Origin of the sequence: Ectobacillus antri (assembly GCF_003852715.1) — a bacterium.
Lineage (GTDB): Bacteria > Bacillota > Bacilli > Bacillales > Bacillaceae_G > Ectobacillus > Ectobacillus antri.
This window is the reverse complement of record NZ_RIAV01000002.1, coordinates 286,231-299,904: the sequence shown is the minus strand read 5'-3', so window position 1 is coordinate 299,904 and position 13,674 is coordinate 286,231. Positions and strand designations below refer to the sequence as shown.

16 protein-coding genes are annotated in these 13,674 nt (G+C 40.4%); 4 read left to right on the top strand and 12 right to left on the bottom strand.

Going from position 1 to position 13,674, the window contains the following annotated elements; translation table 11 throughout:
- Window positions 1-9: 9 nt before the first annotated feature.
- Window positions 10-1,230: a bifunctional ornithine acetyltransferase/N-acetylglutamate synthase gene (gene argJ / locus EEJ45_RS03995; protein WP_124563489.1), complete on the bottom strand. Its 1,221-nt coding sequence runs from the start codon at window positions 1,228-1,230 to the stop codon at window positions 10-12.
- A gap of 13 nt (window positions 1,231-1,243) precedes the next feature.
- The gene (gene argC / locus EEJ45_RS03990) at window positions 1,244-2,269 is read right to left on the bottom strand and encodes an N-acetyl-gamma-glutamyl-phosphate reductase (RefSeq protein WP_124563488.1); all 1,026 of its coding nucleotides are present in this window, start codon (window positions 2,267-2,269) and stop codon (window positions 1,244-1,246) included.
- A 260-nt stretch (window positions 2,270-2,529) separates the two neighbouring features.
- On the opposite strand from argC, the gene EEJ45_RS03985 reads away from it, so the two are divergent.
- Window positions 2,530-2,715, top strand: a complete 186-nt coding sequence (locus EEJ45_RS03985; RefSeq protein WP_164464194.1) for a YqzH family protein — start codon at window positions 2,530-2,532, stop codon at window positions 2,713-2,715.
- A 38-nt stretch (window positions 2,716-2,753) separates the two neighbouring features.
- Here the strand turns inward: EEJ45_RS03985 and EEJ45_RS03980 are convergent, their stop codons facing one another.
- Both EEJ45_RS03980 and EEJ45_RS03975 read right to left on the bottom strand, forming a co-directional pair.
- The gene (locus EEJ45_RS03980) at window positions 2,754-3,530 is read right to left on the bottom strand and encodes an SDR family NAD(P)-dependent oxidoreductase (RefSeq protein ID WP_124563486.1); all 777 of its coding nucleotides are present in this window, start codon (window positions 3,528-3,530) and stop codon (window positions 2,754-2,756) included.
- Between the two features lie 5 nt (window positions 3,531-3,535).
- Entirely contained in the window at window positions 3,536-4,480 is a 945-nt protein-coding gene (locus tag EEJ45_RS03975; protein ID WP_124563485.1) for an MBL fold metallo-hydrolase, read from the bottom strand.
- 158 nt (window positions 4,481-4,638) lie between these two features.
- Between EEJ45_RS03975 and proI the strand changes: the two genes are divergently transcribed.
- The gene (gene proI, locus EEJ45_RS03970; RefSeq protein ID WP_124563484.1) at window positions 4,639-5,466 is read left to right on the top strand and encodes a pyrroline-5-carboxylate reductase ProI; all 828 of its coding nucleotides are present in this window, start codon (window positions 4,639-4,641) and stop codon (window positions 5,464-5,466) included.
- Between the two features lie 24 nt (window positions 5,467-5,490).
- On the opposite strand, the gene rnz is transcribed toward proI, so the two are convergent.
- From rnz to mce, 4 genes are all read right to left on the bottom strand, one after another.
- Window positions 5,491-6,414, bottom strand: coding sequence for a ribonuclease Z (gene rnz / locus EEJ45_RS03965; protein WP_124563483.1), 924 nt, complete (start codon window positions 6,412-6,414; stop codon window positions 5,491-5,493).
- A gap of 216 nt (window positions 6,415-6,630) precedes the next feature.
- A complete protein-coding gene (locus tag EEJ45_RS03960) occupies window positions 6,631-7,746 on the bottom strand; it encodes a M20/M25/M40 family metallo-hydrolase (protein ID WP_124563482.1) in 1,116 nt (371 codons plus the stop codon).
- A 94-nt stretch (window positions 7,747-7,840) separates the two neighbouring features.
- A complete protein-coding gene (locus tag EEJ45_RS03955; protein ID WP_124563481.1) occupies window positions 7,841-9,391 on the bottom strand; it encodes an acyl-CoA carboxylase subunit beta in 1,551 nt (516 codons plus the stop codon).
- A complete protein-coding gene (gene mce / locus EEJ45_RS03950) occupies window positions 9,384-9,803 on the bottom strand; it encodes a methylmalonyl-CoA epimerase (protein WP_124563480.1) in 420 nt (139 codons plus the stop codon). Before mce ends, EEJ45_RS03955 begins: the two co-directional genes overlap by 8 nt.
- Window positions 9,804-9,972: 169 nt before the next feature.
- Between mce and prli42 the strand changes: the two genes are divergently transcribed.
- Complete coding sequence (prli42, locus tag EEJ45_RS18310) at window positions 9,973-10,065, top strand: stressosome-associated protein Prli42 (RefSeq protein ID WP_164464193.1); 93 nt, start codon at window positions 9,973-9,975, stop codon at window positions 10,063-10,065.
- 241 nt (window positions 10,066-10,306) lie between these two features.
- Here prli42 and EEJ45_RS03945 read toward each other — a convergent pair whose 3' ends face one another.
- Entirely contained in the window at window positions 10,307-10,825 is a 519-nt protein-coding gene (locus EEJ45_RS03945) for a L,D-transpeptidase (protein ID WP_124563479.1), read from the bottom strand.
- A gap of 31 nt (window positions 10,826-10,856) precedes the next feature.
- Window positions 10,857-11,837 carry an aromatic acid exporter family protein gene (locus EEJ45_RS03940; RefSeq protein ID WP_124563478.1) on the bottom strand — a complete coding sequence of 327 codons (981 nt, stop codon included), beginning with the start codon at window positions 11,835-11,837 and terminating at the stop codon, window positions 10,857-10,859.
- Window positions 11,838-11,956: 119 nt separating this feature from the next.
- On the opposite strand from EEJ45_RS03940, the gene EEJ45_RS03935 reads away from it, so the two are divergent.
- A complete protein-coding gene (locus EEJ45_RS03935) occupies window positions 11,957-12,241 on the top strand; it encodes a hypothetical protein (RefSeq protein WP_124563477.1) in 285 nt (94 codons plus the stop codon).
- A 27-nt stretch (window positions 12,242-12,268) separates the two neighbouring features.
- Here the strand turns inward: EEJ45_RS03935 and EEJ45_RS03930 are convergent, their stop codons facing one another.
- Entirely contained in the window at window positions 12,269-12,991 is a 723-nt protein-coding gene (locus tag EEJ45_RS03930; RefSeq protein ID WP_124563476.1) for an amino acid ABC transporter ATP-binding protein, read from the bottom strand.
- Window positions 12,984-13,643, bottom strand: coding sequence for an amino acid ABC transporter permease (locus EEJ45_RS03925; RefSeq protein ID WP_124563475.1), 660 nt, complete (start codon window positions 13,641-13,643; stop codon window positions 12,984-12,986). Before EEJ45_RS03925 ends, EEJ45_RS03930 begins: the two co-directional genes overlap by 8 nt.
- Between the last annotated feature and the right edge of the window lie 31 nt (window positions 13,644-13,674).

Here is a 13,674-nt window from a genome sequence, read left to right as displayed (position 1 = left end):
CTCTCCTCCTTACGTACGGTAACTAGCGTTAATCTTTACATAATCGTAACTTAAATCACAGCCCCAAGCCGTACCATTGGCTGCTCCCATATGCAAATCAACATAAATAACGATGGTATCTCCTGCTAAATATCTTGCTGCAGCTTCTTCAGAAAACACTTGTGGTTCACTTTGCTTTAACACACAAAATTCTCCTATATATATATCGATATTGGCCGGATTTAATACAATCTCACTATGACCAAGCGCACCAATAATTCTTCCCCAGTTCGCATCTTCACCATACACAGCCGTTTTTACTAAGGCTGAACCAACAATCTTTTTGGCGGCAATTTGAGCATCTTGTGTGGACACCGCTCCCTTCACATTTACTTCAATTAATTTTGTAGCTCCTTCACCATCTTTTGCGATTTGCTTTGCTAGCGATTCACATACTTCTTTTAACGCTTCATAAAAATGTGGCCAATCCACATGCGCTTCGTGCAAGGAATCATTACCCGCTAAGCCACTTGCCATAACAATTACCATGTCATTTGTAGAAGTCTCTCCGTCTACCGTAATTTGATTAAATGTACAATTTGTAATGCTCGATAATGCTCTTTGTAATACATCACTTTCAATGACCGCATCTGTTGTAATAAACGCAAGCATTGTAGCCATGTTTGGATGAATCATACCCGATCCTTTTGCCGCTCCTCCTACTGTAATTGTCTTACCATCTATCACTGTTTGATAACACGCACGCTTGGTCACAAGATCAGTCGTCAAAATCGCTTCATAGAAGGAATCAGCTTGCTCTACAGCACTCGTTGGCATTAACTGCCCAATCCCCGTTCTAATCTTTTCCATCGGCAGCACTTCACCGATTACCCCAGTTGAGGCAACTGCTACTAAATGTTCCGCAACACCACAATGCTTAGCAGTCAATGATCGCATCTCATAAGCATCTTTTTCCCCTTGTGCACCTGTACAAGCGTTGGCATTACCACTATTTACAACAATAGCCTGTAGCTTATGTGCAACTGCAATGCTTTGCTGCGTCACTCTAAGAGGTGCTGCTTGAAAATGACTTTGTGTATATACCGCTGCGCAACTAGCCGGCACATCGCAATAAATCAGCCCCAAATCTTTACGTACCTTTCTAATACCTGCATGTACACCGGTTGCTTGAAATCCCTTTGGTGTTATAACAGAACCCTCTGTTACTATGTTTACCGTTAAACCGATCATCTCTTTTCCTCCTTTACGGATACATGGGCACAAATCTAATACCTACTTGCTCATCTAGCCCCAGTGATAAATTTGCATTTTGCACCGCCTGCCCGGCAGCACCCTTCATTAAATTATCAATAACAGCTACAACTGTAATGCGGCCGGTTCGTTCATCGTATGTAACACCGATATCACAATAATTAGAACCACATACTTCTTTGGGAGATGGATATATTCCTATTTCTCGAATTCTAACAAAAGACGACTCTTCATAACTTTGTTTATATAAATCTTGTAAAAAATGAGCTGTAACTTCCCGCTTAGATTGTGCATACATCGTCACCATAATACCTCTTGTAATAGGCACAAGATGGGTACTAAATGTAATGGGTTTTGCTTCCTCGTTCCACTCCAGAAGCATCTGTTCGATTTCTGGAATATGCTGATGCTCGTTCACTTTATATATTTTCATATTGTCTTGTATCTCTGGAAAATGCGTCATAGTAGTCGGTGATTTTCCCGCACCAGAAACGCCCGATTTAGCATCTACAATTAACGAATCAGCCAATCCTTCCTTCATTAAAGGAGCGGCTGCTAACAAAGTCGCTGTTGCATAGCAACCGGGATTAGAAATGAATTGTGCCTTAGCAATTGCATCTCGTTGCCATTCTGATAATCCATACACTGCGCCATGCAGTTCGTCTCCTCCTTCGCGCTTGTACCACGTTTCATATGTATGTCGATCGCGAAGACGAAAGTCACCTGATAAATCTATCACTCTCATTCCATGTGCTAGCAGGCGCGGTGCAATAGATCTGGCTACTCCAGGAGGCGTTGCTAAAAATACAAGTTCTGCCTTAGAAGCAATGTGTTCTGTATGAATATCTTCTATATTTTTATCTAGAATATGCTGCAAGTGCGGATATTGACGAAACAGAGGTTCACTGTTTGCAGAAGATGCATGTAATGATACTACTTCCAAGTAAGGATGATTTTGTAGCAGGCGTATAAGCTCTAGTCCCCCGTATCCGGTTGCTCCAATAATAGCTGTTTTCATCACGTACCTCCGCTTCAAACGAAATTTAATTCTGATTATATTATTGTATATTTATTAAGTCAATTAAATATTTATAAATTTTTAACCTAAAAAAATTCATGTCATCCATGCATTGTTATCTCTTTACATGTATGTTACAATCACCTACGATAGGGAATAGTATCTAGATTTATACAGGTTGTACATAATCTATATGTATGCCTATGCCCGATTGATATAACCAGATGTTTGGTTTCATAGCATATACAAGGAGTTTACATATGAATATGTTGCTGCTATATAAGATGATACAAGCGCGCTTTTATCAGTATCATTGTGAGGAAGATGCTTTGTCGGAAGAAGAATGTGCTACATTAGCAAAGCAGGTTTGGAAGGAATATCAGCAGACCGGTGATAATCTACACGAACTGATTGAAGATGCTGTATATGAATTTTTAACAAAATAAAAAGACTGAGACAAAAAGCATCTCAGTCTTTTGTATAATTATTTCTTGTTTAGAGCCGTTCCTGCCAACTTTTCAAACACACGTGGCAATAACGCAAACATAAGTGGTCCTACACTCATCCAGCGCGGCAAATTGATTTCACGTTTATTTCTTTTAATCGCTTTTACAATACAAGCAGCTACATATTCCGGTCGTAACATATATCGTTCTACACTTTTCACATAGGTACCGGATTTATCAGCTATATTAAAGAAGTCCGTACGAATTGGTCCTGGATTAACAGCTGTCACGTAAATGCCTGAGATAGCCAACTCCATGCGCAGGCTATTTGAGAAAGCAAGAACAGCGTGCTTTGTAGCGGAATAAGCACTTGATTTTGGTGTCGCAATTTTACCTGCAAGCGAGGCAATATTTACAATATGTCCACTGCTTCGTTTTTTCATCGCTGGCAACACTGCTTTTGTACAAGCTACCAAACCAAACACATTCACACTAAACATCGCTTTTACTTCTTGCAAAGAGGCTTCTTCAAATGTTTTAAATATACCAAAGCCTGCATTATTCACAAGAATATCAACGTCTCCGACTTCTTGTGAGATGCGTGCGAATACGTCTGCTACCATCTTCTCGTCACTAACATCCAGTTTGTAAACATAGCATGCTGAACCAATTTCCTGACGAACCCGCATCAACTCTTCTTCACGTCTTGCTAACAGTACGACAGTAGCCCCTTCTTTCACCAGCAAACGTGCCAATTGTTCGCCAATACCGCCTGATGCCCCGGTAATAGCAGCTATTTTCCCTTTCAGTTCCATTCACATCACCTACTTTGATAAATCAATACACCGGACACTGAATCAACTTTCACTTTTTGATTATATTCTAAAAAGTCCAATTGACCAACTGTTTCAGAGATAGTAAGTGCCAATTGTTTTTGATAAATCCCAGGGAATAATGCCTGACACACTTCAAAAGCTGTCATCGGTCTTTTCTTTATCATTTGTAGCACCTGCTCAGCGCGCTTTTGTTGTTTTTGAAGACGCTCTCTCACAAGCTTTTCCACCTCGGTTACATCTTCACCATGCCCTGTCATAATACGTGAAATTGGCATCTCCGCTAAGCGACGCAATGAATGATTATATGCTAATAACGGCTTTTCTCGTTCTCCGCCCTCATAGGGAGGTTCTAACAAAGGATTTGATGAAATGCGCGCCAGCAAAACATCTCCCCCGATCATAAGTCCGTCTTGCTCTCTGTACAGGGCGATATGAGTAGAGGCATGACCTGGTGTCTCAATGACTCGAAAACCAGGTAACTCTGCTATTTCATCTCCTTCGCATACAGATCTAGTTAAAGAACGCTTACATGCAAGCTTCAATGTGTTGGTTAACGAAAGACCTTTTTCAATAAATGCTTCCGGAACACCAAGTTCACTTGCAAGCGAAGCAGAAAAACGCTCATATTTTTGAATAAATGCGACATTCTGCGTAATCCACGGCTCATTCAGCGGATGTCCCACTATATTTGTTCTGTCGCTGAACTCGCCGAGTAATCCACTATGGTCGGCATGATGATGGGTTAACACTACTGTTTCAATATCCTTGATTTCATAACCAAATTGCGCTAGTTGATGAACGAGAGCTTGTCGCGTTTCTTCTGTTTTTGTGCCTGTATCAATTAACGTAAGCGCGTCTCCTTTAATTAAGTAGGTATTAACTGTCTCCGTTGCAAACGGCACCGGTAATGGTAAGCAGTGAATTTGCATAGTAATCCTCCATATACATCTTCATCATCCAAAATACAACCTCAAAAATGAATGTACATTCATTTTACACCTCATTCCTTTCTTTGTCATTATTTTCAAACAAATAACAGGGATATATCTGAAGGAGTCGAATTGTTATGTAAAAAGGAGGCGTATGTATGAAGAAAATTTCATTTATAGGGGCAGGTTCCATTACAGAGGCTATTATCGCAGGATTGACTCAAAGCATGAATGGCCAAAGTATTATGGTAAGCAACCGAAATAATAGGAGTAGACTATTAGATTTGCAAACTATGTATGGTGTCACATTTACACAAAATACAGAGGAGCTAGTGAATAATGCAGACCTCGTTATTTTAGCTGTAAAACCGAAGGATGCTGCAGAAGCGATAAAATCTATAAAAGATTATGTACACCAAGAGCAATTGATTATTTCTTTAATGGCAGGCGTATCTACCGAGTCTCTTACAAATCTGCTAGAACAAAACAATCCCATTATACGAGCTATGCCAAATACGTCGGCGGCCATTTTAAAATCAGCAACGGCCCTCTCTCCATCTATTCATGCAACCGGGCTACATATAGAAATGGCAACTTCTATATTTGAAAAAATCGGTCTCGTTTCTGTTGTAACAGAAGAGCAAATGCATGCTGTCACCGCATTATCAGGCAGTGGTCCTGCCTATATTTATTATGTGGTGGAAGCTATGGAAAAAGCTGCTTCCCAAATCGGATTATGTGAGAACGTTGCCAAGCCTTTGATTTTACAAACCATGATTGGTGCAGCTGAGATGTTAATGGAAACACCAAAGCATCCATCGGTGCTACGAAAAGAGATTACTTCCCCGGGCGGGACAACAGAAGCTGGTATTGGTGTGCTGGAACACCATGATTTTCAAAATATTCTCGTTCGTTGTATTACTCGTGCTACCATTAGATCTCAGGAACTTGGTGAAGGCTTAACACAATTATTAAATAAAAAATAAAAGGCGATGCAATTGCATCGTCTTTTATCTGGTCATCAGAAATTGCTTCAGATCCTCTGCTAACTCCGTATATGGAAAAATATCGCGTGCTTCTTGTAGTAGCTTCTCACTATCTTCTCCCTGATAACGCGAGCTAATATGCGTCATGATTAAACATCCCACATTCGCTTTTTTAGCTACCTCAGCAGCCTGTGCTGTTGTAGAATGAAAATAATTGTATGCTTGTTCCTCATCTGCTGCGGCAAATGTTGCTTCATGAACTAATACATCTGCATTCTTCGCAAGTCTTATACTTGTCTCGCAATAACGCGTATCTCCTAATATTGTAACAATGCGGCCTTTTTGCGGTGCACCCACATAATCTTTCCCATGTAATTGGGTACCATCTTCAAGTGTAATACTATGACCAGCTTTCAATAATTTAAATGCCGGACCAGGCTTGATGCCAAGAGCTAACAATTTGTCAACAAGAAGCGGACCCGCAATATCTTTTTCTATAATGCGGTACCCAAAGCATTCGATACCATGAGACAACCTACCGGCTTCCACAATGAATTGTTCATCTGCAAATATAATACCCTCTTCTTCAATCTCTACCACATGAATCGGATATTTTACATGCGTTGTACTCACTCGCATCGCTACGTCAATAAACTCCTGAATTCCTTTTGGACCGTATACAGTCAACGGCGTTTCGCCACCTTGAAAAGAACGGCTTCCTAGTAAACCCGGCAATCCAAAAATATGGTCACCATGTAAATGTGTAATAAATATTTTTTCAATGCGGCGCGGCTTTACTGATGTATATAAAATTTGGTGCTGTGTTGCTTCACCACAATCAAATAACCACGTCACACCACGCTCTTCCAATAACTGAAGCGCGATTGCAGAAACATTTCGTCCCTTAGCCGGCACACCGGCTCCTGTTCCTAAAAAAACCAAATCCATAATTCTTACCTCTTTTCCGACATCTATCCACTATCTTACGGAAAGCGGGCCCTATTAGCAATACAAAAAGCCAGAACCATTTTCTTTATATTATAAGTTGTAAAGTATCAAACTAAAAAAGCAATAACATTTTACAGCCTTACTCATTAGGTAAATAAAAAGGTGTCCCAAAGGTTCAGCTGTTTTTGCTAGCCTTTAGGACACCTTCTTCATGTATTATTTGACTGTTTCGCGAATAATTGCCACTACAAGCTCTGCCGTTTTTACAAGTTCTTCAACCGGCATCTTTTCATTTGTGGTATGAATTTCTTCATACCCCACTGCAAGGTTCACAGTCGGTATACCGTGACCTGCGATTACATTTGCGTCGCTTCCACCCCCGCTTTGATGCAGTGATGGTGTACGTCCGATGGCTGTAATTGCACGTTTTGCCAATTCTACAACGTGATCTCCATCTGCAAATTTGAAGCCAGGATACATGATATCCACATCGACTTCAGCTTGTCCGCCCATCTCTTCTGCCGTGGAGATAAATGCTGCTTTCATTTTTTCAACCTGTGCGAGCATTTTTTCTTCCACTAAAGAACGAGCCTCCGCTAAAATAAACACATGATCGCATACAATATTCGTTTGTGTGCCTCCTTCAAAGCGCCCGATATTGGCAGTTGTTTCTTCATCAATACGACCTAGTGGCATTTTAGCAATCGCCTTTGCTGCAATTGTGATTGCGGAAACACCTTTTTCTGGTGCTACACCAGCGTGGGCAGTCTTACCACGAATAATTGTTTTTAATTTTGCTTGCGTCGGAGCTGCAACGATAATATCCCCTACTTTACCATCGCTATCAAGCGCATAACCATATTTTGCTGTGATTAAAGAGCGATCAAGCGCTTTTGCACCAACGAGACCAGATTCTTCTCCAACCGTAATAATAAACTCAACTTTACCATGCGGCGCATTTGTTTCCTTTAGTACGCGAATTGCCTCTAGCATTGCCGCCAAACCAGCTTTGTCATCCGCTCCTAAAATCGTTGTACCATCCGTGACAATATAGCCATCTTGAATAGACGGCTTAATCCCTTTACCAGGCACAACCGTATCCATGTGAGCTGTAAAGTAGATGGTATCCGCCTCTACTTTGGCTGGCAGTGTGCAAATTAAATTACCTGCACCATGTCCAGTTTGTGCTGTTGTGTCATCTTCAAACACCTCTACGCCAAGTGCAGAAAACTTCTCTTTCAGCACTTTACAAATTTCTGCTTCATGCTTTGTTTCTGAATCAACTTGAACAAGCTCTAAAAATTCGTTTACTAAACGTTCTTGATTAATCATATATATGCCTCCTCTATTTCTTGTTATGTACAAGTTTCATTATAACAGAACTATATCCAAGTTACGAAAGGCGAGCGCATAGACGCTCGCCTCGTTACAATGGGATATTGCCATGCTTTTTTTTCGGACGCTCTTCCTTTTTATTACGCAGCATATCGAGTGCTTGCATCAACTTAATTCTTGTATCACGCGGATCAATTACATCATCAACAATACCATGCTTTGCTGCGACATAGGGATTAGCAAATTTTTCACGATATTCCTCAATGAGCTGCGCCCTTGTTTCTTCAGGATTGTCGCTGCCCTCAATCTCCTTGGCAAAAATAATATTTACGGCTCCTTGTGGTCCCATTACTGCAATTTCCGCATTGGGCCATGAAAATACAACATCAGCACCAATCGCCTTACTGTTTAAAGCAACATAAGCACCGCCATATGCTTTACGTAAAATGACTGTAATTTTAGGAACTGTTGCCTCAGAATACGCATATAAAATTTTCGCTCCGTGTCGGATAATGCCTCCGTGCTCTTGCTTGACTCCTGGAAAAAATCCTGTTACATCCTCAAAAGTAATTAGCGGGATGTTAAAGGAGTCGCACAAACGAATAAAGCGCGCTGCTTTATCAGACGAATCAATATCAAGACTGCCAGCCATAACTTTTGGCTGATTACAAACAAGACCAACCACTTCTCCTTTTATTCTTGCAAAACCAATTACAATATTTTTTGCAAAGTTTTTTTGAATTTCAAAAAAAGAACCTTCGTCAACAACTCCATCAATAACATGACGCACATCGTATGGCCGAACAGCATCAAATGGAATCACATCCGTTAAATCAGGACGATAATCATCCTCATCAGGTGTGCCGTACATAAACGGACGTTCTTCGCAGTTTTGCGGTAAGTAACTGAGTAGCATTCGCACGATCTCTAAAGCATTTTCCTCGTCCGTAGCTGCAAAATGTGCGTTTCCACTAATCGTATTATGTACCTTCGCACCGCCAAGGTCCTCGGCTGAAATGCTTTCTCCTGTCACTGTCTCAATTACTTTTGGTCCAGTAATAAACATTTGGCTCGTTGTTTCTACCATAATTACAAAATCAGTGATAGCTGGTGAATACACTGCACCACCAGCACAAGGTCCTAATATCACCGAAATTTGCGGGACGACACCTGAATAGATGGCATTTCGGTAAAAAATATGGCCATAACCATCCAAGGATAATACACCTTCTTGAATTCTTGCACCGCCGGAATCATTTAACCCAATAATTGGTGCCCCATTTTGCGCAGCCAAATCCATAACATTCGCTATTTTTTTAGCATGCATTTCACCAAGGGCTCCACCAAACACGGTAAAATCCTGTGAAAACACATATATAGGACGCCCATTAATCTTACCATATCCGGTTACTACTCCATCTCCTGGCCCAGCCTTATCTCCAAGACCAAAATCACTGCAACGGTGCTCCATAAATGGATTTAACTCCATAAACGTACCAGGATCTACAAGTAGATCAATGCGCTCACGCGCTGTAAGCTTCCCCTTTTCGTGCTGTTTTTCAATCTTCGCATCTCCCCCACCTAACTCAATCTCTCGTTTTCTATCATATAAATCATTGATTTTCTCATAAATATCAACCATGTGTCTCTACCCCCTTTTTCTCGCAAAGTTCATATAAAACGCCGTGTGCAGACTTTGGATGCATAAAGGCAATACTTGCTCCTGCCGCACCAATGCGAGGAGAAGAATCAATCATTTGAATGCCATTTTGCTCCATCTCTTGGATTCTATCCGCAATTGATTTTACACCTAACGCCACATGATGAATGCCCTCTCCACGCTTCTGAATAAACATCGCAATCGGACTTTCTTTGCTTAAAGGTTCGAGCAGCTCTAATTTACTTTCTCCCAACTCCAAAAAAGCTACCTTGACTTGCTGCGAGGCTACCTCTTCAACTCCTAGCAACCTAAGTTTCAATACGTTCGTATAAAATGGTAGCGCTTCCTCTAAAGATTGAACTGCAATTCCAATATGATCAATTTTTTGAATCATGACTTCCACCCCTTGTTGTACATGAATTGCAAAATTAGACATATATTTTCTTTATTCGCTGTTTCATGTCACTTCTCCTTGTTTTCAGAGAATTTTGAATAACAAAATCTTTATTGCCCCTTAAAAGCGTTCTAGCTACAATACAAGTAACAAACAAGGAGGTTATATTATGAGAAAAACATCTCAAAAAATTGTCGTTTACGTGATGCTGTTTTCCATGCTACTTACAACCTTGCTTACAGGCTTAAGCATGTTTTGGTAGATGGAAAAGCGAAAGCGGCTTGTTTAGCTCCATAGGGCTGAGGTTCTCGGCACATAAAGGCGCTTTTTGCCTTAATGGGACGAGGTTCTCAGACCGGGGGAGCTAGCCGCTGTAGCTGGACAGAGGAAAAGCGAAAGCGGCTTGTTTAGCTCCATAGGGCTGAGGTTTTTACATTAAGAGAACTAACAAACAGAAAAGGCTGATATGAAAACCGTTTTATGCGGTTTCATATCAGCCTCTTTTATTCCCATCTACTCATTGCCCCTTTTTCTTTCGCAAGCTGTTCAAACGATTTTTTAGTTCGAACAATTAATACCTTCGTTCCAACGGGAACTTTTTCATACAAAGTCTCTACATCTTTCGGATACATGCGAATACATCCTTGTGAAATATACTTGCCGATCGAGCTCGGCTGGTTTGTACCATGAATGCCGTACTTATTTCCTTCTGTGCCTTTTGCATTAAACCCTATCCAACGTGACCCTAACGGATTTTTAGGAGATCCACCCGGGATATTGCCTTTTATATAATATGGATTTTTCACTTTCATGACCACATCAAACTCGCCTTCAGGTGTTAAATCATTCGTTTTTCCGGTTGCTACTGGATATACCTTTTGAATCATACCGTCATCAATAAAAGCCAGCTTATTATTTTGCTTATTTACAATAATATAAGGGTCTCCTACACGTGGGTTATCGCCCATTGGCCATATAGGGGACAATGAAACTAATAATAGCAAAGAAAGCAACTGCAGCATTATACGCCTCCTGGTGGTAAAAAATTAAGAGCTATGCACCTTTTTGGGACATTTGATACTTCATATTCTTCCCTTGGAACTCACTTTTAATGAGCAAATATTGTTCCATTTCATTGACAAGCTGATGCAACATAGCGCGCGTTTCAAACTCTTCCCTCGTTTGCGGCAAAGGCATTTCACGGAATTGTTCTCGCATTTCATGAAGCAAATGTAGCGATATTAAACCTGTACTTTCAGGTCTGATAGCATGGGCCACATTTTCAATAAAATCCGCAATCATTTCAGCTTGTTCGTATGTCCATGATAAAGAGGCAACAAGCGGCATAACACGCTCTAAAATCTCAAATTGTCGCAAACGCATATTAAAGTAACGATAATAATAGCTGTCTTCTCTGACAAAATGGTTTTCCAGCTTTTTAAAAGCCAGATCTCGCGCATCTTTTAAAACAGACGCCGTTGTAATCAACTCTTGGCCATTCCATTGACGCTCCCGATCTCGCAAATACGCTGCCATTTCTGTTAAAATTATTTTAAAATGTGATTCCACCTCATCCCGCATCCGTTCCAACTCTCGTTCCGCACTCGGCATATATAAATTAATCAACAATGCAATACCAATTCCGATTGTCAAAATGGAAATCTCGTTTCTAATAGCATGCCATGTAATACTTTCCAATGAATATAAATGCATTACAATAACTGAACTCGTTACAATTCCTTCCGGCACGCGAAGCATTACGGCAGTAGGTATGTATAAAAGCAATAAAATGCCAACAGCTAATGGATGATAGCCAAGAATTTCAAATATTACAAAGGAAAATAACATTGCCAATAAACATGCGCCAAACCTTTGCAATGATACCTCAAGTGATTTTTTCTTTGTGTTTTGTACACATAAGATGACTAAAATACCTGCTGAACTGTAAAACTGCAATTCAAACAATTGTGCAATAAAAATAGCAAATGCGGCGCCAACAGCTGTTTTTAAGGTCCGGTATCCAATTCTAAACATTATTATTTCACCTCTTATGTTTATTTTAAAGGAAAGCAGGTGAAAATGTACTACGTATTGCATAAAATTATACTTTTGCGAATATATTGGACGCACCAATCTAATTTAAAGGAGGATATATGCGCGCAATTCGCTTTTATCTCGGCGTTTCTTTATTATACGGTCTTTATAAAGCATTATTTTTATTTTTACATTTAGAACTGCGCATTACCATTCCATACGAAGCATTGTTGCAAGGTACAGGTTTTATTTTGTACATGCTTTTTTCATTCTCTGTTTCCCCTGCATATTTTAAACATTGGCGCTATACATTCGCTTTTCTGATTACTTCTGTTATTTGGACGTCTGACATTGTATGGATCTGGCTTTACCTACATATATTTCTTCCTTTTGTCATGTACTAAAAAACAAAAAAAGAGGCACTTTGGCCTCTACAACATTTTTTGTAAAAATTCCTGTGTACGTGCACTCTTTGGTGCGCTAAAAAATTCGTGTGGGGGCGCATCTTCAACAAGGTAACCACCATCTAAGAACAACACACGGTCTGCTACTTCTTTCGCAAACCCCATTTCATGTGTCACGATTGCCATTGTCATACCTGTATGCGCTAATGACTTCATAACTTCAAGCACTTCTTTTACCATCTCCGGATCAAGAGCCGATGTTGGTTCATCAAACAACATCACCTCAGGCTCCATCGCTAGAGCACGTGCAATCGCTACACGTTGCTTTTGGCCGCCTGACAAACGCCCTGGAAACTCGTTAGCTTTCTCTAGCAACCCAACTTTCCCAAGTAGCTCTTTTGCTTTCTGCTCTGCAGACGCTTTAGCTACTCCCTTTACTGTCACTGGTGCATACGTTAAGTTTTCCAACACAGTCATATGCGGAAATAAGTGAAAGTGCTGAAACACCATCCCTACATTTTGACGTACTCTCATAATATCTGTTTTTGCATCTGTAACCTCTTTATTGTTAATCCAAATACGGCCAGAAGTAGGCTGCTCTAACAGGTTCATACAGCGTAAAAATGTGGATTTTCCGGATCCAGAAGGACCTATAATAGCAACAACTTGTCCTTGCTCAATCACTGTGCTAATATTTTTTAAAACTTCTAGCTTGCCGAACGATTTGTGAAGTCCTTCAATCTTAATCACCTTTTTTCATTCTCCTTTCAATCGCTTTTCCGAGAAGCGTCAACAGCATAATGAGTAAGTAGTAAATAGCACCTACAAACAGAAGCGGTTCAAAGTAAGAATATGTTTCGCCGCCGACAATATAGGCACGGCGCATCAAATCAGCTGCACCAATAACTGTTACAACAGCTGATTCTTTTGTAAGAGTGATGAATTCGTTCATTAAGGCCGGTAGGATATTTTTAAGAGCCTGCGGTAAGATAATATTTAACATCATCTTACGGTATGGAATACCAAGAGCCATCGCAGCTTCTGTTTGTCCCTTATCAACAGCTTGAATACCAGCTCGAATAACCTCTGACATATATGCACCGGAGTTTAGTCCAAACGCAAGAACTGCTGCTAAAAACGCGGTAATATCATAGCCGGTGAGCTGCGGCAAGCCGTAATAGATAATCATGAGTTGTAGTACAAGTGGTGTCCCGCGAAATACAGACGTATACGCATCTGCGAACCAGCCTAAAGCTTTAATTCTAGCAATCTTACATAATGCCAGAAGAGTACCTAGGGTAAAGCCAAATATTGCAGACACAGCTACGATTTGAAGTGTAACTTGTAAGCCTTTTAGTATATACGGTAACGATGGCGCAATTTGTGAAAAATCAAGATTCATCTATATGCCGTCCTTTCCTCTCAAATCAGCT